At 68.8% G+C, this 17,063-nt stretch carries 18 protein-coding genes; 6 read left to right on the top strand and 12 right to left on the bottom strand.

What is annotated here, in order from left to right; all coding sequences use genetic code 11:
- Positions 1-339 precede the first annotated feature (339 nt).
- Positions 340-960, top strand: a complete 621-nt coding sequence (locus G5S38_RS13600) for a TetR/AcrR family transcriptional regulator (RefSeq protein ID WP_165069677.1) — start codon at positions 340-342, stop codon at positions 958-960.
- Between the two features lie 7 nt (positions 961-967).
- Here the strand turns inward: G5S38_RS13600 and G5S38_RS13595 are convergent, their stop codons facing one another.
- On the bottom strand, positions 968-1,948 hold the full coding sequence (locus G5S38_RS13595; protein WP_165069674.1) for an aldo/keto reductase: 981 nt from the start codon (positions 1,946-1,948) through the stop codon (positions 968-970).
- A gap of 218 nt (positions 1,949-2,166) precedes the next feature.
- On the opposite strand from G5S38_RS13595, the gene G5S38_RS13590 reads away from it, so the two are divergent.
- Positions 2,167-2,703 carry a YbhB/YbcL family Raf kinase inhibitor-like protein gene (locus G5S38_RS13590; protein WP_165069672.1) on the top strand — a complete coding sequence of 179 codons (537 nt, stop codon included), beginning with the start codon at positions 2,167-2,169 and terminating at the stop codon, positions 2,701-2,703.
- 119 nt (positions 2,704-2,822) lie between these two features.
- Here G5S38_RS13590 and G5S38_RS13585 read toward each other — a convergent pair whose 3' ends face one another.
- The 5 genes from G5S38_RS13585 to G5S38_RS13565 all read right to left on the bottom strand — a co-directional run bounded on the left by G5S38_RS13585 (position 2,823) and on the right by G5S38_RS13565 (position 7,709).
- Positions 2,823-2,999 carry a hypothetical protein gene (locus G5S38_RS13585; RefSeq protein ID WP_165069669.1) on the bottom strand — a complete coding sequence of 59 codons (177 nt, stop codon included), beginning with the start codon at positions 2,997-2,999 and terminating at the stop codon, positions 2,823-2,825.
- Positions 3,000-3,264: 265 nt separating this feature from the next.
- Positions 3,265-4,020: a glutamine amidotransferase gene (locus tag G5S38_RS13580; RefSeq protein WP_165069666.1), complete on the bottom strand. Its 756-nt coding sequence runs from the start codon at positions 4,018-4,020 to the stop codon at positions 3,265-3,267.
- A gap of 193 nt (positions 4,021-4,213) precedes the next feature.
- Positions 4,214-6,481 (bottom strand): polyribonucleotide nucleotidyltransferase, encoded by a 2,268-nt coding sequence (locus G5S38_RS13575; protein ID WP_165069664.1) that lies wholly within the window; start codon positions 6,479-6,481, stop codon positions 4,214-4,216.
- Positions 6,482-6,739: 258 nt separating this feature from the next.
- On the bottom strand, positions 6,740-7,201 hold the full coding sequence (locus G5S38_RS13570) for a VanZ family protein (RefSeq protein ID WP_165069661.1): 462 nt from the start codon (positions 7,199-7,201) through the stop codon (positions 6,740-6,742).
- A gap of 58 nt (positions 7,202-7,259) precedes the next feature.
- Positions 7,260-7,709 (bottom strand): hypothetical protein, encoded by a 450-nt coding sequence (locus G5S38_RS13565; RefSeq protein ID WP_165069658.1) that lies wholly within the window; start codon positions 7,707-7,709, stop codon positions 7,260-7,262.
- Positions 7,710-7,880: 171 nt separating this feature from the next.
- Here G5S38_RS13565 and G5S38_RS13560 point away from each other — a divergent pair, with 171 nt between their 5' ends.
- A complete protein-coding gene (locus G5S38_RS13560; protein WP_165069655.1) occupies positions 7,881-8,954 on the top strand; it encodes a hypothetical protein in 1,074 nt (357 codons plus the stop codon).
- Positions 8,955-9,038: 84 nt separating this feature from the next.
- Complete coding sequence (locus G5S38_RS13555) at positions 9,039-10,391, top strand: BTAD domain-containing putative transcriptional regulator (RefSeq protein WP_165069653.1); 1,353 nt, start codon at positions 9,039-9,041, stop codon at positions 10,389-10,391.
- A gap of 82 nt (positions 10,392-10,473) precedes the next feature.
- On the opposite strand, the gene G5S38_RS13550 is transcribed toward G5S38_RS13555, so the two are convergent.
- Entirely contained in the window at positions 10,474-11,316 is an 843-nt protein-coding gene (locus tag G5S38_RS13550) for an aldo/keto reductase (RefSeq protein WP_165069650.1), read from the bottom strand.
- Between the two features lie 91 nt (positions 11,317-11,407).
- Between G5S38_RS13550 and G5S38_RS13545 the strand changes: the two genes are divergently transcribed.
- The gene (locus G5S38_RS13545; RefSeq protein WP_165069647.1) at positions 11,408-11,998 is read left to right on the top strand and encodes an HdeD family acid-resistance protein; all 591 of its coding nucleotides are present in this window, start codon (positions 11,408-11,410) and stop codon (positions 11,996-11,998) included.
- A gap of 67 nt (positions 11,999-12,065) precedes the next feature.
- Here G5S38_RS13545 and G5S38_RS13540 read toward each other — a convergent pair whose 3' ends face one another.
- The gene (locus tag G5S38_RS13540) at positions 12,066-14,159 is read right to left on the bottom strand and encodes an MMPL family transporter (RefSeq protein ID WP_165069645.1); all 2,094 of its coding nucleotides are present in this window, start codon (positions 14,157-14,159) and stop codon (positions 12,066-12,068) included.
- A gap of 70 nt (positions 14,160-14,229) precedes the next feature.
- Here G5S38_RS13540 and G5S38_RS13535 point away from each other — a divergent pair, with 70 nt between their 5' ends.
- A complete protein-coding gene (locus G5S38_RS13535; RefSeq protein ID WP_235929082.1) occupies positions 14,230-14,697 on the top strand; it encodes a MarR family transcriptional regulator in 468 nt (155 codons plus the stop codon).
- Positions 14,698-14,703: 6 nt separating this feature from the next.
- Here G5S38_RS13535 and G5S38_RS13530 read toward each other — a convergent pair whose 3' ends face one another.
- The 4 genes from G5S38_RS13530 to G5S38_RS13515 form a co-directional block, all read right to left on the bottom strand.
- Positions 14,704-15,051 carry a hypothetical protein gene (locus tag G5S38_RS13530; protein ID WP_165069642.1) on the bottom strand — a complete coding sequence of 116 codons (348 nt, stop codon included), beginning with the start codon at positions 15,049-15,051 and terminating at the stop codon, positions 14,704-14,706.
- 12 nt (positions 15,052-15,063) lie between these two features.
- Positions 15,064-16,143 (bottom strand): serine hydrolase domain-containing protein, encoded by a 1,080-nt coding sequence (locus tag G5S38_RS13525; protein WP_165069639.1) that lies wholly within the window; start codon positions 16,141-16,143, stop codon positions 15,064-15,066.
- Positions 16,140-16,652: a helix-turn-helix domain-containing protein gene (locus G5S38_RS13520; protein WP_201276693.1), complete on the bottom strand. Its 513-nt coding sequence runs from the start codon at positions 16,650-16,652 to the stop codon at positions 16,140-16,142. The genes G5S38_RS13525 and G5S38_RS13520 overlap by 4 nt, the downstream gene beginning before the upstream one ends.
- A 116-nt stretch (positions 16,653-16,768) precedes the next feature.
- Positions 16,769-16,975 (bottom strand): hypothetical protein, encoded by a 207-nt coding sequence (locus G5S38_RS13515; protein ID WP_165069637.1) that lies wholly within the window; start codon positions 16,973-16,975, stop codon positions 16,769-16,771.
- Between the last annotated feature and the right edge of the window lie 88 nt (positions 16,976-17,063).

Here is a 17,063-nt window from a genome sequence, read left to right as displayed (position 1 = left end):
CGGTCATCGTGATGATGCCTTTCGAGTCGAGGTAAGAGACTTCTCGAAGGATCACACGGTGACCGCGTCCACGTCTTCACGACGAGCCGGGCCACCGCGGCTACACCACTATGCGGGACTCAACTCATGTGCCCCGGACTGGGGTCAGTCAATAAGGGGACAAACAGACCTGTCTGTCCCTGAGCTCTGGTAACGTCGTCAGCACGTCATCAACCCCCCGGGATGGCGTGTAGCAGTACCCGCATCCCCCGGTGCGGGGCACCGAACCGGACTATCCCCCATGGTCCGGCCAGCTGCCTCAAGGCTTTTGAGGACATCTAGCCCAGAGGGAGCCACGTTGTGACGGTCGTAGATTCAGGTCCGACCGCACAGCGTGCCCCTGGGCTCAGCTCGGATCCGGTACCCCCCGGAGCGAAGGTGCGCATCCTCGAGACGGCAGACAGGCTGTTCTACTCCGAGGGCATCCGTACGGTCGGCATCGACCGGTTGATCAGCGAGTCGGCGGTGACCAAGGCCACCTTCTACAAGCACTACGGCTCGAAGGACCGGCTGATCATCGAATACATCACCGGGCGGCACCTCAAGGTGATCGACCGTTACAACCGACTGGCCGCGAAGGCACGCACGCCCCACGACCTCATCCCCCTGCTCGTGACCGGAATCCTGGCCGACATCGACAAGCCGGGCTTTCGCGGCTGCCCGTTCCTCAACGCCGCGTCGGAGTTCCCCGATCCGCGCCACCCCGTGCGCGAGGTGGTGTCGATGCATCGGGACTGGACCACCGACGTCATCACCGCGATCCTGCGCAGCATCGGCCACCCCATGCCGGGTGACGGGGCCGACGACATCGTGCTCGCGCGCGATGGAGCCCTCTCCGGGGGCTACGCGGGCGACCCCATCTCGTCGTCGGCCGCATTCAAGCGCACCGTCGCCCGGGTCACCTCCGACGCGCGCGCCTGACGGACTGCTAGGCCGAGACCCGGTCGAGGTCGACGACCTGGTTGCGGGTCAACCGCACCGAAGCGCACGCGACCAGGTCTGCCACCTGCCCCGGGTTGCTCGCGCTGGCAACCGGAGCCACCACGTTCGGCTTGGCGAGTAGCCAGGCGAGCGCGATAGTCGCGGGGGCGACGCCGTGCTGCGCTGCGATGTCGTCGAGTACGGCGAGAACGCGGAGCGCCCGTCGGGAGAAGTGCTGCGTCGCCTCCCGGCCGCGGGTTGATGCGAGCACGTCGGCGCGCGTGCGGTACTTGCCGGTGAGGAAGCCTCCCGCGAGCGCGAAGCGCGGCATGACCGCCAGGCGTTGCTGCGCTGCTACCGACGCGAGCGTTCCTTCGAACTGCCTGCGCTGCAGGAGGTTGTAGCGGTTCTGCACCGCGGCGAGGGGACTGCACCCCAGTTGGGCCGCGATGACCCTGGCTTCGATCAGGCGGTTGCCCGAGTGATCGGATGCCCCGGCGAACCGTATTTTCCCGGCGCCGATGGCCGCGTCGACCGCCATCAGCGTCTCCTCGAACGCGACCTCGCTGTCGTCGATGTGCAGGTAGAGCAGGTCGATGTAGTCGGTACGCAGGCGTTCGAGCGATGCCGTGATCGACCGGGTGATGGCCTTCTGGGTCACGCCCGGGTTGTCTGCGCTCTTCCCGACCTTGGTGGCGATGACGACGTCGCGCCGGTTGCGACGATCGCGCATCCAGTTTCCGATCATGATCTCGCTGCGCCCACCGGCGTAGGAGTCGGCCGTGTCGATGAAGTTGCCGCCGTGGTCACGGTAGGCGTCGAGGATGGCGTCGGTCGCCGCCGTGTCGGCCGTCCAGCCGAACGTGTTGCCGCTGAGGGCGAGGGGGAACACCCGGAGGGACGACTGGCCGAGGAGGCGCCGTGGGGCGTGGGCGTGCAGGGCGGATGGCCGCGGCTGCAGCGGCAGTGGTGGCGGCGACTGGGTCACTCTGGCCCCCTGGCGGGTCGATACGTGCGGGCGAACTACGGCCCCCTCTCCGAGGGTAGGTCACGGCGAACGACCCGCGGAACCAACAGTCGATGCGTGATGCCCCCTGCGCCGGGTTCGCCCGCGGGACGTGGGCCCACCCACGATGGCCCGCGACAGGACAGCGCTCGTTCAGACAGCGCCGATAGACATGACGCAATCCCACGAAAGGAATCGCCATGGCGAACGATCCCAACTGGCGGCTGCCCGAGGCAGCCTCCTTCACGCTCTCCAGCCCCGACGTCGACGCCGGGGCGGCCCTGCCGACCTGGGCGAGGTCGGGCATTGCGGGGGCGGGCGGCGACGATGTCTCGCCGGCGCTGCACTGGGAAGGCGCCCCCGAGGGCACCCGCAGTTTCGCCCTGACCGTCTATGACCCCGATGCCCCCACGGGTAGCGGGTTCTGGCACTGGGCGGTCTACAACATCCCCGCTGGCACCACGTCACTCCCCCGCGATGCCGGCAACCCCGGCTCCGCCGGACTGCCCGACGGTGCCTCCGTTCTGCCCAACGAACTGCGCCTGGAGCGTTTTCTGGGGGCAGCACCTCCTGCCGGCCACGGGGAGCACCGCTACTTCTTCACGCTGACCGCACTCGACGTCGAAACCCTCGAGCTCGAGCCCGGCAGCACCCCCGCCATCCTCGGCTTCTCGATGCTCGGGCATGTGCTCGGGCGGGCACAGTTCCTCGCCACGTCGGTCACACCGGGCGAATAGGCCGGCGCCTCCGCGCTGCAGGACCCCATCAATGCGCGACTGCAGCATTGCTGCACGTCGGCGCTGCAGGACCTCGCCACGACAGGGCCCCGGTGCGAGTGCACCGGGGCCCTGTCGTATCAGTCCCGGGAGTTGACCGTCGGGTCGTTGAGGAACAGGCTCATCACCAGCACGGCGGTCGCCGCCGAGGCCAGGCCGGCGTTGAGGCCGCGCTCCAGCACCGCCTGCACGGGGCCTGCCGCGCGGTGTCGCGCGCGCGACGTGGTGAGTCCCCGGTTGAACCTGTGTCGTGCCATCGTGCGTACCCACCCCATCGTTCCCAGACGCATCCCGCCTGCGCTGACCGTGCTGATCCCCTCAGCTCTGCCCATAGTGGGGGTCATGGGCCGTCATCCGGGCGCGACACGCCAGAGCGCGATGGCCGACGGGACCAGCGGTGCTCCGGCAGATGAAAAGAGGCGGCCTACCCTCTCGGGAGCCGCCTCCACCGGGCGCCGTTGCCTGGCTGTGACCGAGCGTACGCAGCGGGGTGCTGCCACACAATGAGCTCGGGTGCGGCCGCTACCGAACCGTTACTTCGAGCGATTCCGCGGCATACCGGCGCACGAATGACGCGATCATCGAGGCGGGCTCGGTCACTGCCGACTGCTGCACCTCGGCGATGAGGGCGTCCATCTCGTGGGGCCGGAAGTAGCCGTAGTCGCGGTACACCCGTATGCGGGTGACGATGCCGTCGACCGTGAGTTCGGGGTGGAACTGCGTCGCGAACACGTTCTGCTTGATGCGGAAGGCCTGCACGGGGCACCGGGTGCCACTGGCGAGCAGCACGGCGCCTGCCGGGAGCACCCGGCAGGCCTCCTTGTGGCCGACGAACGCATCGAATGAGTCCTGCAGCTCGCCGAACACCGGGTCGGCCCTGCCGTCGGGGGTGAGGGTCACCCTGGTGGGTCCGATCGGCTCCGACCAGGTTCGATCGACGACCCCCTGCTGGTGGCGCCCGAGGAGTCCGACCCCGTAACACGCCCCCAGGAAGGGAAAGTCCCGCGCGACGACCTGGTCGAGGAGCTCCGACAGCTCGGCCTCGACCCGCAGCTGAACGGCGCTCTTGTCGTCGGGGGCATCGCTCGCGTTGTACGGGCTGCCGCCCACGATGATGCCCGACCAGTCGTCGAGGTCGATGGGCGGCATCGGCTCGGATTCCAGCCGGATGCGCACGAGCTGGTCGGTGGTCAGGCCACCGGCGGCCCGGAAGGCCTCGTACTCGCCATCCGCTGCTTCATCCTCGGCACGGGTCGCAAGGAGCAGGAACGGCTTCACGTTCCCATGCTAGGCGGTGCAGAAGGGGAGCCCTTCCGTGTGACGGCCCGAGTCATACCCGGGCCGCCCGCCTGGCACGCACACGCCAGCCTCGGAACCAGTTGGCACGCAAAAGGGCCCGTTCCCCAAGGGGAACGGGCCCTTCCGTCTTACCGGGGCGCTGGCGAGCGGCCCCCGGCAGATCTATGGGCGACTACACCTCGGCAGGAGCCTGGGGTGCGTCGGATGCCGCGGCATCGGCTTCGGCGGCCTCATCGAGAACCGGGGCGAGCGACAGCTTTCCGCGGTCGTCCACCTTGGTGATCTCGACCTGGATCTTCTGGCCGACTCCGAGCACGTCTTCGACGTTCTCGACACGCTTGCCACCGGCGAGCTTACGGACCTCGCTGATGTGCAGCAGTCCGTCCTTGCCGGGGGTGAGCGAGACGAACGCACCGAAGGTCGCGATCTTGACGACGGTTCCGAGGAACCGCTCGCCGACCTCGGGATTCAGCGGGTTCGCGATCGCGTTGACCGCGAGGCGGGCCGCTTCGGCCGACGGGCCGTCGACCGCACCGATGTACACGGTGCCGTCGTCTTCGATGGAGATGTCGGCGCCGGTGTCGTCCTGGATCTGGTTGATGTTCTTGCCCTTGGGCCCGATCAGCTCACCGATCTTGTCGACGGGGATCTGCACCGAGATCACGCGGGGCGCAGTCGGGGCCATCTCGTCCGGTGCGTCGATCGCCGCATTCAGCACGTTGAGGATCGCGGTGCGAGCCTCCTTCGCCTGCTTGAGCGCGCCATCGAGCACGGCGGAGGGGATTCCGTCGAGCTTGGTGTCGAGCTGGATCGCCGTGACGAACTCGCTCGTGCCGGCGACCTTGAAGTCCATGTCGCCGAGCGCGTCTTCTGCTCCGAGGATGTCGGTCAGGGCCGCGTAGCGCGTCTGGCCGTCGATGGTGTCGGAGACGAGGCCCATGGCGATACCGGCCACGGGTGCGCGCAGCGGCACACCGGCGTTCAGCAGCGACAGGGTGGACGCGCAGACCGAGCCCATCGAGGTGGAGCCGTTGGACGACAATGCCTCGGAGACCTGGCGGATGGCGTAGGGGAACTCCTCGCGGCTGGGGAGCACGGGAACGAGGGCGCGCTCGGCGAGGAAGCCGTGCCCGATTTCGCGGCGCTTCGGCGAACCGACGCGTCCGGTCTCACCGGTGGAGTACGGCGGGAAGTTGTAGTGGTGCAGGTAGCGCTTCTTCGTGACCGGGGCCAGCGAGTCGATCTGCTGCTCCATCTTGAGCATGTTCAGCGTGGTGACACCCAGGATCTGGGTCTCTCCGCGCTGGAAGATCGCGGAACCATGGACGCGCGGGATGACCTGCACCTCGGCGTCGAGCGGGCGGATGTCGGCGAGCCCACGTCCGTCCATGCGAACGCCCTCGGTGAGGATGCGGCCGCGGACGACGTCCTTGGTGACCGACTTGTAGGCGGCGCTGACCTGGCCGAGGATCGAGGCGTCGAGGGTTCCGGCGTCGACCTTCTCCTGGATCTGCGCCTTGACGCGGGCCTTGAGGTCGTCGTCGGCGTTCTGCCGCTCGACCTTCGCGGCGATCTGGTAGATGCCGACGAGCTCGTCGCGGGCGATCTCGGCGACCGCGTCGCGTGCTTCCGGCGTGTACGGCAGGAAGACCGGGTAATCGGCGATCTCCTTGGCGGACTGGGCAGCCATCTCGGACTGCGCCTTGATGAGCTGCATGAGGAACGGCTTGGACGCCTCAAGGCCCTGTGCGACGACGGCCTCGTCGGGCTTGGTCGCGCCGGACTGGATGAGGCCCCAGGCGTTCTCGGTGGCTTCTGCTTCGACCATCATGATCGCGATGTCTTCGTTGCCGTTCTCGTCGGTGACGAGGCGGCCGGCGACCGTGAGGTCGAAGACGGCGCGTTCGAGCTGCTCGAACTTAGGGAATGCGACCCACTGGCCGTCGATCAGGGCCAGGCGGATTCCGCCGACGGGTCCGCTGAACGGCAGTCCGGAAATCTGCGTCGACGCGGATGCGGCGTTGATGGCCAGTGCGTCGTAGAACTCGCCGGGGGCGATGCTCAGTACGGTGATGACGATCTGCACCTCGTTGCGGAGGCCCTCGACGAACGAGGGGCGCAGCGGGCGGTCGATCAGGCGGCACACGAGGATGGCCTCGGTGGACGGGCGTCCTTCGCGACGGAAGAACGATCCGGGGATCTTGCCCGCCGCGTACGAGCGCTCTTCGACGTCGACGGTCAGCGGGAAGAAGTCGAAGTTGTCCTTCGGGTTCTTGCTCGCGCTGGTCGCGCTGAGGAGCATGGTCTCTTCGTCGAGGTAAGCAGCGACTGCTCCCTGTGCCTGCTGGGCGAGTCGGCCGGTTTCGAACCGGACGACGCGCTTGCCGAACGAACCGTTATCGAGAACGGCCTCGGCAAACTTGATTTCTGGACCCTCCATAGGGTTTTCTCCTCTTTGATGCTCAGTGGTGCGCCCCTGTGGGCGACACTCTGCCAGGACCCCGTGTGGGTCGCGGCTCATCGGGAAGCAGTGCGGGTTCGATGACACGATCGTGTGCATGCGACTGGGCCGGGGCCATGAGGCCTGGATCTAGCCAGCGTCTCGCCAGCCTGCTTCGGTGTTTCCGTGCGTGTGGGTTCCTGTGAGGGAAGCCCGGTCGAGCCTAGCACCGAGGGGTGATTCTGGCCCCTGCGACACTCAGCGGCGAGCGAGTGCCGGCCGGGAGGCTGCCCGGCTTCGGGCGATCTCGCGGGCGCGACGCGCGGTGACGATGAGGGCGATGATGACGCCGATCGCGGTCCCGGTGGAGTTGGCGATGATGTCGCTGATGTCGGAGACCCGGCCGGGCAGGAACAGCTGCGCGAATTCGATCGTGCAGGTGAGGGCGACGCCCGCGAGCACGCTGGCGAACCATCCACGCCTCCCGAAGAGGAGGAGGAAGAACATGCCGATGGGGATGAACATCAGCACGTTGGCCGTGAATTCGACCCGCTGGTAGGTGACCCAACTGGTGATGTCGTAGCGCGAGAACACCCCGAGGATGCGCCAGAGCCATGCGTCGTCCCCGTCACCGAGCGGCTGGGGGCCGAGGGTGATCCACGCGACTATTCCGAGGTAGGCGAACGTCACCGCGCTGAGGATGGGGTGACGTCTGAACATCGGTCCATCATCGCATCGCGGCCTTGGAGGGGGCTCCGCACGCGAGCGACGGGTGCGCCTACCGGGTTGCGCCGACCGCGACGTCGACCCGGAACCCGTCGCGCGTGCTCGCGATGGTCGCGGGGATGCGCGGTGGCTTGCCGGCGTCGATGAGGCGCACGATGGCGGCGTCGACCGGTGCCTCGAGGCCGCGCGGCACGATGCCGACGACGCCGCTGACCCGGCCGTTCGCAAATAGGCGGACCGGCATCGGGGCGTCCGTTCGCTCCTCTTCGACGCCCCGCCTGGCGATCATCGCCCAGGTCTGGTCCGTGCCGGATCCGGCGATCTCGGCGAGCGCTTCCTGCGCTGGCGCCGACTCGGCGAGGCGGATCGACGTGCCGCCCTTCTTCGGCCGCAGGTCGTAGTCGTAGTCGTCGAGCGACCCTTTTCCCGCATCTGCGGAATCGCCCTTGTTACCGAATTTCGCGAGTACGCGGGAGAAAGTGCGGGGAATCGACGGTGACATGAGGAGATTCTCGCAATGTTTCACCGGAATCACGGCCGAGCGCGGCACTTGTCACACGCGTGTCACGGTACGGTGTGCATTGGCCGGGTAATGATGGCCACCAGATACAAACTCGGGGGAGTTTTTGTGATGCAAAACATGTTGTTGGGGAAGTCGGATCGATCCGGGGGGATGCTTCGCAAGCGACTCGTGGCGTTGGCGGCGATCGCGCTGCTGTCGATCGGCATGGCCGTCGCTCCCGGAGGTTTCGTGTCGTCGGCCCAGGCCGCGCCGTTCTACGAGCAGTGCGAGGCGAACAACGACTCGCCGGGGCTGCAGCTGACCTGTGAGATCACGCTGACCAACACGCTCAACCTGACCACCGGGTACAACGCCGACCCGACGCCCTCCGGTTCCGTGCTCTCGGTCGTCAAATGCATCGGCGCCGCGGGAGTCACCGGAACCTGCGAGACGACCAGCACCCCCTCGACGGAGATCGTCACTGCCCTCGAGCAGTGCAACGGAGCGGTGAATGGTGGCGGATCGAATGTCATCTGCGAGGTGACCGTCGTCAACAACATCATCGGCGGCACCGCGGCGGCCACCAACGCCACCGTCAACCAGTGCAACGCGTCCGGCGGTGGCGGCGGAACCGAGCCGGTTCTGGCGTGCATCGCACCATCGCCCGGGTACGTGACGAACACCACCAACGCGACCATCAACCAGTGCAACGGTTCTGCGAACGGCGGCGGCGGAACCACCCGCGTCGTGTGCACCGTGGCGCCGTCGACGGAATCCTCCGCGCTTCGCGTGACCATCAACCAGTGCAACGGTTCCGCCAACGGCGGAGGAAGCACAGTCACCTGCGCGGCACGGATGACCACCAACCTCATCCCGGCCGCAGTGGTGCCCGAAGACGAGACTCCCGGCGGCGAGGACGAAACGCCCGGCGGTGAGGACGAGACTCCCGGCGGCGAAGACGAGACCCCCGGCGGCGAGGACGAGACCCCGGCCACGCCGGGCGTCCCCACCGCACCCGTGACACCGGCAGCGCCGACCACGCCGGCAACGCCCGCGACTCCTACGACGCCGGCTGCTCCCAGCACTCCGGTGACCCAGCAGAAGGCCCCTGCCGACCGCACCCGCGGCACCGAGCGGCTCGCCTCGACCGGCGCCGACGACGGCTCACTCGCCCTGCTAGCCGCGGTAATGCTGGGTACCGGAATCGCGCTCGTCGCGATCCGGCGCCGTTCCATTCACTCCTGATCGCACCGTGGTGAGTCCGCCCCGAAAGTGGGGTGGACTCACCATTTGGCGTCCGCGATAGCGAGGCAATAGCGTGGGCCCCCTATGAGCGATGCACCCCGGTCCAGTGCCCTCCACGGCGGGGACACAAACGATCTCGAGAACCAGCCGACAGAGGCCATAACCGTGCAGCCCAGTACCGAGAAACCGGCCACCGCTCCCGCCGCAAGCGCCGAAGAGATCGACGCCCAGGCAATCAGCGCGGAGGCCATCAGTGCCAGCGCGGGCCGCCTCGACCCGGAGGGAACGGAGCCGGGCAGCGAACCCGACGACGTTGTTGCCGGTAGCGACGATCTCGGAAGTGCCGAGCGGGTCTTCTCGCCCGCGCGGGCGCTCGAGGCAATCGGCGACCGGTGGGGACTCCTGCTGTTCCGGGATGCGCTGTTCCTCGGCATCCGCTCGTTTCCCGACTTCGAACGTCATGTCGGCATCACGCCCGACATCGTCTCCGCCCGCATTGCGGGCTTCATCGGCGCCGGGCTCATGGAACAGGGCTCCCAGGACGGCGAATACGTGCTCACCGAGAAGGGGTTCAACCTTGAACCAGTGATCGTGGCGCTGATCGCGTGGGCGGACGGGTGGGTCGGTCCCGAAGCCGGGCCCGCGGTACTCAGCCACGAAGAATCGATCGAGCGCGCCCTGCGACTCGCCATGCTCGGCTCCGAGGGCCCCGACGAGACCGTGGAAGAAGCCGCGATCGAACTGTCACTGCTCGGCACCTTCGGTGTGCGTGTCGCGGGCAAGCCGGTGGATGCCCTGTCGATCGGGTCGCAGCGCCTGCTCGTCTTCCTCGCCCTGCACGACCGCTCCGTCGCGCGCACCATCGTCGCCGGCACCATGTGGCCGGAGTCGTCGCAGGACCGGGCGGGCCTGAGCCTGCGGTCCGCGCTGTCGCGGCTCGAGACCTCCGCGCGCGATGCGATTCTCGTCGCGGCCTCCGGACTGGGCCTCGCGGACTCGGTGACCGTCGACCTGCGCATCGCCCAGTCGCTCGCTCGCCGGCTACTCGACCCCGGCGCAAGCGCCAGGGATAGCGACCTCTCCCCCGCGGCCGTCGCGACGCTCTCGCTCGAACTGCTGCCCGACTGGTACGACGAGTGGATCGTCGACGACGCCGAAGACTGGCGCCAGTTGCGCATGAGCGCGCTCGAGGCCGCGGCGACGCGCCTGCTCGACCGCGGGCGACTCGCCGAGGCCGCCGGTGCCGCGCGCGCGGCCATCCGGGCCGAACCGCTGCGCGAGACCGCACACGCCCGCCTGATCAGCGTGCACATCGCCGAGGGAAACCAGACCGAGGCCCTGCGCGTCTACGACCGCTACCGTGCGCACCTCAGCGACGCGCTCGACCTGGAGCCGACGAAGCACCTCACCGAGCTGGTGCAGGGCATCCGCGACTAAGCGGCCCAGATCGCCGACGTGCCCACCGGGCGCGCCCGTGAGCCGCGCCCGACGGGCATCCCGCGCCGAGAACCGCCAGCGCCTAGAACTCCTCGTGCGTGTCGGGGTCGGCATCCCACAGGCGACCCGACTCGAGCGCGGAGATCGCCGCGACGTCGTCGGCGGTGAGGGCGAACCCGAAGACGTCGAGGTTCTCACGCTGGCGGGAGGCATCCGCCGACTTGGGAATCGGAACGGCGCCCAGCTCGACGTGCCAGCGCAGCACGACCTGGGTCGGCGTCACCCCGAGGCGATTCGCGATCGCGGTGACGACGGGGGTGCTGGTGACATCGCTCCCCTTCGCGAGCGGGCTCCAGCTCTCGGTGACGATGCCGTGCTTCGCGTGGTAGTCGCGCATCGCAGCCTGCGGAAAGCGCGGGTGGAGCTCGATCTGGTTGACGGCGGGCGCAGCATCCGTTTCAGCGATCAGGCGATCGAGGTGCGCGGTCGTGAAGTTGCTGACGCCGATGGAGCGCACCACCCCGCGGCGGCGAAGCTCGACCATGGCCCGCCACGCGTCGACGTACTTGTCGACGCGGGGATTCGGCCAGTGGATCAGGTAGAGGTCGACGTAGTCGAGGCCGAGGCCCGCCAGCGACTCGTCGAAGCTCGCGAGGGTCTCGTCGTAGCCGTGGTGGCGCCCAGGCAGCTTGGTGGTGACGAACAGGTCGGCACGGTCGACGGACGCCGCACGAACGCCCTCCCCCACCTCGCGCTCGTTCTTGTAGTTGAGCGCGGTGTCGAGCAGGCGGTAACCGGAGTCGATCGCCGAGACGACGGCGGCGGTGCCGTCGGCGCCGTTCAGGCCGTAAGTGCCGAGGCCGACGGCGGGAATGCTGTGGCCGTCATTGAGCGGAATGGTGGGCACGGAGGGAGATTCAGTCATGTTCCCAGCATGCGGCCGGCGACACCCTCCCGGAAGCCCCTCCGCCAGCGCCGCGGCGGGTGGGACAATGACTCGAACCCAGAGGAGCACCATGACCATTCCCCGCAACACCCCGCCCACCACCTCGACTCCGGGATTCGGCACGGGCCTCCCCCTCGGCATGGTGCGCGTGCAGCGCGGCCAGCTCGTCGCCGTCGCCGTGATCGGCATCGTGCTTGGCGTGATCGGGCTGATCTTCACCGACGCCACCCTGCTCACCGTCGCGGTATTGTTCGGCAGCTACCTGATCGCCTCGGGCATCTTCCGCATCACGGCGGCACTCATCGACGACACGCTCAGCACCGGGCTGCGCTGGTTCACCGGCGTGATGGGCCTGTTCGTGATCATCGCGGGCATCCTCTGCCTCGCCAACCCGTACGAGTCACTGGTCGTACTCGCCCTGGTAATCGGCATCGGCTGGATCGCCGAGGGCGTCGTCGACATGATGGTCGGCCTGCGCTCGACCGGCACCCCGCGCGTGCTCGGCCTCGTCAGCGGCATCATCTCCATCGCCGCGGGCGTCGCCATGTTCGTGCTCCCCGCCGCCGGCATCGCCTCGCTCGTGCTGATCGGCAGTGTGCTGCTCATCGTGGTGAGCGTCACGACGCTGCTCACGCTGCGCCGCAAGAACCCGGCGAAGTAGCGAGAGGTACCGCGCGGCCCAGCCGTTTCACCGCGCGGCCCAGCCAGTACGCCGGGCGACTCACCCGCTACGCCTGCAGCTGCTCCTGGGGCGCACGGTGGCGAGGGGTGGATGCCGCATCCGCCGCCCGCAGCCGGCGCGGCCACCAGAACCGGTCGCCCGCGATGAACGCCAGCGCGGGAACGACCACGGTGCGCACCAGCAGGGTGTCGAGCAGCACGCCGACGCACACGATGATGCCGATCTGGGTCAGCGTGATGAGCGGCAGCACGCCCAGCACGGCGAACACCGCCGCGAGCAGGATGCCGGCGCTCGTGATCACCCCGCCGGTCGCTGCCAGCGCCCGGATCATGCCCTGCCGCGTACCCAGCTCCCTCGCCTCCTCGTTGGCTCGAGTGACCAGGAAGATGTTGTAGTCGACGCCGAGCGCGACCAGGAACAGGAAGCTCAGAAGCACCACATTGGTGTCGAGGGCGGGAAAGTCGAACACCGTCTGGAACAGCAGCCAGCTCGCGCCGAGGCTCGCGAAGTACGACCCGACCACGGTGAGCAGCAGCAGCAGCGGTGCGAGCAGCGACCGCAGCAGCAGCACGAGCACCAGGAACACCAGCGCGAGGATGAGCGGGATCACCAGGTTCTGGTCGGCCTCGGTGGCCTCCGCGATCTCGAGGGCCTGCGCGTCGAGTCCCCCGACGAGGGCATTCGCCCCGTCGATGTCGGCGAGGTCGGCCCGCAGCGCACGGATGGCGTCGAAGGCGGCATCCGTTTCCGCAGCAGCATCGAGGACCACGTTCACCTGCGTGATGGTGCCGTCGGTCTCGCCCACCGTCGCGGCATCGACGCCGTCGACTCCCGCGGCGACCTCGGCGGCCTCGTCGGCGTAGTCGCTGTCGACGATGACGACCGTAGGTGATCCGCTGCCCGCCGAGAACGAGTCGGCGATGACCCGCTGCCCGAGTACCGCCTCCGGGGTCTGGATGAACCGCTCGGTCTGGGCGAGTCCGGTCTGCACCTGGGTGGCGCCGAGGGCGAGCCCGCCGAGCAGCACCACGCCGACCGCGGCCACCGCGACGGGACGCTTCGCGACGGAGCGGCCGAGCCTGCCCCACAGCCCGCGGGACGACGGGTCGTCTGAGCCGAAGCGGGGAACGTATGGCCAGAACAGCCCGCGGCCGAACAGCAGCAGCGTGGCGGGCAGCACCACCAGCGCGAACACCATCGCGATCAGGATGCCGGTCGCACACGCGATGCCGAGTGCGCGGTTGCCGGTGAGCTCGGCGAACAGCAGGGTCAGCAGGCTCAGCACGACCGTCGAGCCGCTGGCGATCACGGCAGGGCCCGCGCCGCGCAGTGCCCTCGCCATCGCGGGGCGGCGACCCTCGACCAGCCGCAGTTCGTCGCGATAGCGGGCGATGAGAAGCAGCGCGTAGTTGGTGCCAGCGCCGAAGACGAGCACCGACAGGATGCCCGTGACCGAGGCATCCAGGGTGATGCCGATCATCGCGGCCACCCGGGTCGCCGCGATCGATGCGAGGGCGTCGGCGGTGCCGATCACCACCAGGGGCACGATCCAGAGCCAGGGGCTGCGGTAGGTGACGATGAGCAGGATCGCGACGACGATCACGGTCGTGAGCAGCAGCGTGAAGTCCGCGCCGGCGAACACGGCACTGAGGTCGACCTCGAAGCCCTCCGCGCCCGTGAGCAGTGCCCCGAGCCCGTCGGGGAGCGATTCGTTCGCCAGCTCGCGCAGTTCGACGGCACGCTCGGTCTGCGTCTCGATGCTGGTCTCGATCTCGAGGGGCACGACCACGAGGGCGGCCGTGTTGTCGTCGGAGATGGATGCCGGGGGCACGAAGCCATCGAGCGACAGTGGAGAGAGGCGCTCGGTGGCCTCGGCTATCGCGCTGAGGTCGTCGTCGGTGAGGGCGTCGCCGTCGCGGCTGTAGACCAGCAGCGCCGACGTGGAGTCGGCGCTCGGCAGGCTCTCCTGAAGTTCGCTGACCCGCACCGATTCCGCGCTGTCGGGAAGGCCGGCGCCGGGCGCCGAGTCGGAGGTGCTGCCGGAGCCGACCGCGAACAGCGCCGCGCTGGCGAGCAGGGCTAGTACCAGCGGGATCCACGAGGTGGCCCTGGCGGTGAGGAATTCGGTCAGGCGTCGCATCCGGGGGTCCTTTTTGCTGTGTTTCTTGATTACTCGATTCTTTAGGTACTTTAGAAGTAGGCTGGCAAATGTGCAAGACAAGCGAACGGGGCCTGGCGAGGTGCGCGAGGCGAGCATGCTGCTGCGGCAGGTGCTCGACCTGACCGTGCAGCTGGAGTCGGATATCGGCAGCGAACTCGACGTGAACCGTCGTGACTTCGAGGCCATGCAGCAGCTCGTGATGAGCGGTCCTCTGAGCCCGACCGAGATCGCCCGACGGCTCGATGTGACGACCGCGGCCGCGACCGTGATCGTCGACCGGCTCGTGGCGGTCGGTCACGTCAGCAGGCAGCCGCACCCCCGGGACCGGCGCGGCGTGCTCGTGGTGCCGGCACCCGCGTCGATCGACCGTGCGATGGCGCGCATCCTTCCGTTGATCGCCGGGGTCGACCGGGCCCTCGACGGCTTCGACGACGACCAGCAGGCCGCGATCACCGAGTACCTGCGTTGCGTGGTCGGGGTATACCAGGAGCAGTTGCCGAACCCCGGGGCGGCCTAGGCACGCTCAGCCCAGGAACAGCACCAGCACAGCCAGGAGCACGATGGCGTGCGCGACCCCGTAGGCGATCGACCTGACCGCCGGGCGCCCCGGCCGGAGGTTCGGCAGCGCCGACCAGCGCAGCACCGCGAGGAACACCCCAATCGCGGCAATGGCGACCGGGACCAGCCAGAGCAGCGGCGATACGTCGCTCCACGGCATCAGAGCGCGGGCGACCACGAGGATGGCGACGGCGTCGAGCCCCGTGCCAACGAGTTCGACCCGGCTCCGGGCGAAGGCCGCGCCCCTCCGAGTCGCCGACAGGGCGAAGAGGCCGGAGAAGAAGACGGCGAGAATTCCGGTGATGTATTCCATCGGTGCGCCCGCTCAGTCCGTCGCCATGAGGCCGAAGCCGAGGTCGTCGACAGTGGCCGCCGTTCCGTTCAGCACGACGACGGCGCGGTCGCTCTCGCGGTCGAAGCCGACCCAGCTCGTGAACCCGCCGGTGCCGCCGTTGTGCCAGGTGACGCCGTCGGTGGTGAGCCACGCATAGCCGACCTCGCCCGACTCCCCCGCAGGCGCCATGGGCTCGGTCGCCGCGGACCCGGGCGCCGCGCCGTCGCGCTGGGCGATCGTGTAGGCGATCATGTCGGCCAGCGTCGACCTGGCACTGCCGGCCGGGGCATCCGCCCCCAGGGTCCAGGCGTCGGCGGGGCGCCCCGCGACCGAGTACCCAGTCGGGGCGTCGTCGCGCAGGCCGGCGGGCGTCGTGGGCACGTAACTGTGGGCCATGCCGAGGGGGCCGAGCACGCGTTCCTCGGCGAGGGTCGCATAGTCGGTGCCTGCGGCTTCGGCGAGGGCCTGGCCGAGCAGGGCGAAGCCGAAGTTCGAGTAGACAAACTCGCGCTCCCCCAGCTCGGTGTCCCGCGCGCTCTGCTCGAGTTCGGCGATGGTCGCACCGTACGGATCCGACGCACGGTACTGCGACACGATCGCAGAGACGATCATGCCCAGCGACATCGGCAGCCGCGGCAGCCCGCTCGAGTGCGTCGCGAGCTCGTCGAGGGTGATGGATGCCGCGGGGCTGGTGCCCAGGTCGAGCAGGTCGCCGAGCGGCGTATCGGCCCGCACCTCGCCCCGCTCGATGGCGTCGGCGAGGAGGGAGCCGGTAATGGTCTTCGTGACGGATCCGATTTCGTATTCCGTGGCATCCATCGCCCCGAAGTGTGCCGTGCGCACGGTGCCCCCGTCGATCACTGCGACGCTGAGCCGGTCGCGCACCCCCGGGTCATCGGCGAGCAACTGGTGCACGGTGTCGATGAGCTCGTCGTCGCCCGACACGTCGGCGGAGAGGCTCGGCGGGCGGGGAATGGCCGCGGCGCCCAGCAGGGCAGTGACGAGGCCGGCGGCGATCGCGGCCAGCAGCACCCGTCGCGGGCGCGTCGCGGGTTTCTGTAAACGGGTCACATCGTCCTCCGTGCCGCCGACAGCATGACGAGCAGCGGAACCACGCGCTCTGCCGGGATCGAGTAGTGGCCACGCCCGGGGGCGAGCAGCCACCCCTGTGCGACGAGGTGGCCCAGGTGATGGTAGAGCTGGCCGGTGGTTCCCATGCCCTCCCCGGCAGACAGCTCGGCCACGCTCGTCGCGCCGCTCAGCACGGCATGCATGAGCGAGAGGCGCACGGGATTGCCCAGGGCGGCGATGCTGCCGGCGAGGCTGGTCCAGTCGTCTTCGAGGATGCGGTCGGTCGGAAAGCCGACCTGCCACTCGACGGGCCCCGCGGCCACCTGCACGGCGCCGGCGAAGTAGACCGCCCCCGGTGATGGAACGCGTTTCTTGATGCCGTTGACGATCCAGAGCGGATCATCGGATGCCTCGGCGGCGACGCTCTGCTGCGATGCGCGCCCCTCGAGCACGCGGACCCGTTCCGCGAGTTCGGCGATCAGCACCAGGGGATCGACGGGAGGGGCCACCGCTCCAGTATTACGGAATTACGTAAATAAGGAAAGTGCGGTCGCCCCCTGGCCCGGGGACCGGGGGCGACTCACCGTGTGCCGGATCACGACTCGGGTGTCGCGGCCGAACGGTGTCAGGAGTAGTCGGCGCCCGGCATGCCGCCGACGCGGTACTCGTAGTCCTCGGACTCCGGCACCAGTTCCCACACGACCTCTTCGCCGTTCTCGCCGTCGGGACGGATGAAGCTCTTCTGCGGGAGCCCGCCGATGAGGTCGAGTTCGAGGGATTCGGTCTCGTCGGAGCCGACGAGCTTGGCGGTGTACTTCTCTGCTTCAGTCATGCATCGACCGTACGGGTGTGGGGTGGGTGTCTGCAGGGGGTTGACGCGGATGGGGGCGGCGGGTCGGGCTAGTGGCAGGGCGGGGGGG

This window comes from Marisediminicola senii (assembly GCF_011057645.1).
GTDB lineage: Bacteria > Actinomycetota > Actinomycetes > Actinomycetales > Microbacteriaceae > Marisediminicola > Marisediminicola senii.
The sequence above is the reverse complement of the archived record's forward strand: the minus strand, read 5'-3'. Positions and strand labels throughout refer to the sequence as shown.

Excerpts from the sequence above, each read along its gene's own strand:
- G5S38_RS13550 (WP_165069650.1), bottom strand. The coding sequence starts at position 11,316 with ATGACTGAATCTCCCTCCGTGCCCACCATTCCGCTCAATGACGGCCAC.
- G5S38_RS13530 (WP_165069642.1), bottom strand. The coding sequence starts at position 15,051 with ATGGAATACATCACCGGAATTCTCGCCGTCTTCTTCTCCGGCCTCTTC.
- G5S38_RS13565 (WP_165069658.1), bottom strand. The coding sequence starts at position 7,709 with ATGTCACCGTCGATTCCCCGCACTTTCTCCCGCGTACTCGCGAAATTC.
- G5S38_RS13585 (WP_165069669.1), bottom strand. The coding sequence starts at position 2,999 with ATGGCACGACACAGGTTCAACCGGGGACTCACCACGTCGCGCGCGCGA.
- G5S38_RS13540 (WP_165069645.1), bottom strand. The coding sequence starts at position 14,159 with ATGCGACGCCTGACCGAATTCCTCACCGCCAGGGCCACCTCGTGGATC.
- G5S38_RS13590 (WP_165069672.1), top strand. The coding sequence starts at position 2,167 with ATGGCGAACGATCCCAACTGGCGGCTGCCCGAGGCAGCCTCCTTCACG.
- G5S38_RS13560 (WP_165069655.1), top strand. The coding sequence starts at position 7,881 with ATGCTTCGCAAGCGACTCGTGGCGTTGGCGGCGATCGCGCTGCTGTCG.
- G5S38_RS13575 (WP_165069664.1), bottom strand. The coding sequence starts at position 6,481 with ATGGAGGGTCCAGAAATCAAGTTTGCCGAGGCCGTTCTCGATAACGGT.
- G5S38_RS13555 (WP_165069653.1), top strand. The coding sequence starts at position 9,039 with ATGAGCGATGCACCCCGGTCCAGTGCCCTCCACGGCGGGGACACAAAC.
- G5S38_RS13515 (WP_165069637.1), bottom strand. The coding sequence starts at position 16,975 with ATGACTGAAGCAGAGAAGTACACCGCCAAGCTCGTCGGCTCCGACGAG.
- G5S38_RS13570 (WP_165069661.1), bottom strand. The coding sequence starts at position 7,201 with ATGTTCAGACGTCACCCCATCCTCAGCGCGGTGACGTTCGCCTACCTC.
- G5S38_RS13545 (WP_165069647.1), top strand. The coding sequence starts at position 11,408 with ATGACCATTCCCCGCAACACCCCGCCCACCACCTCGACTCCGGGATTC.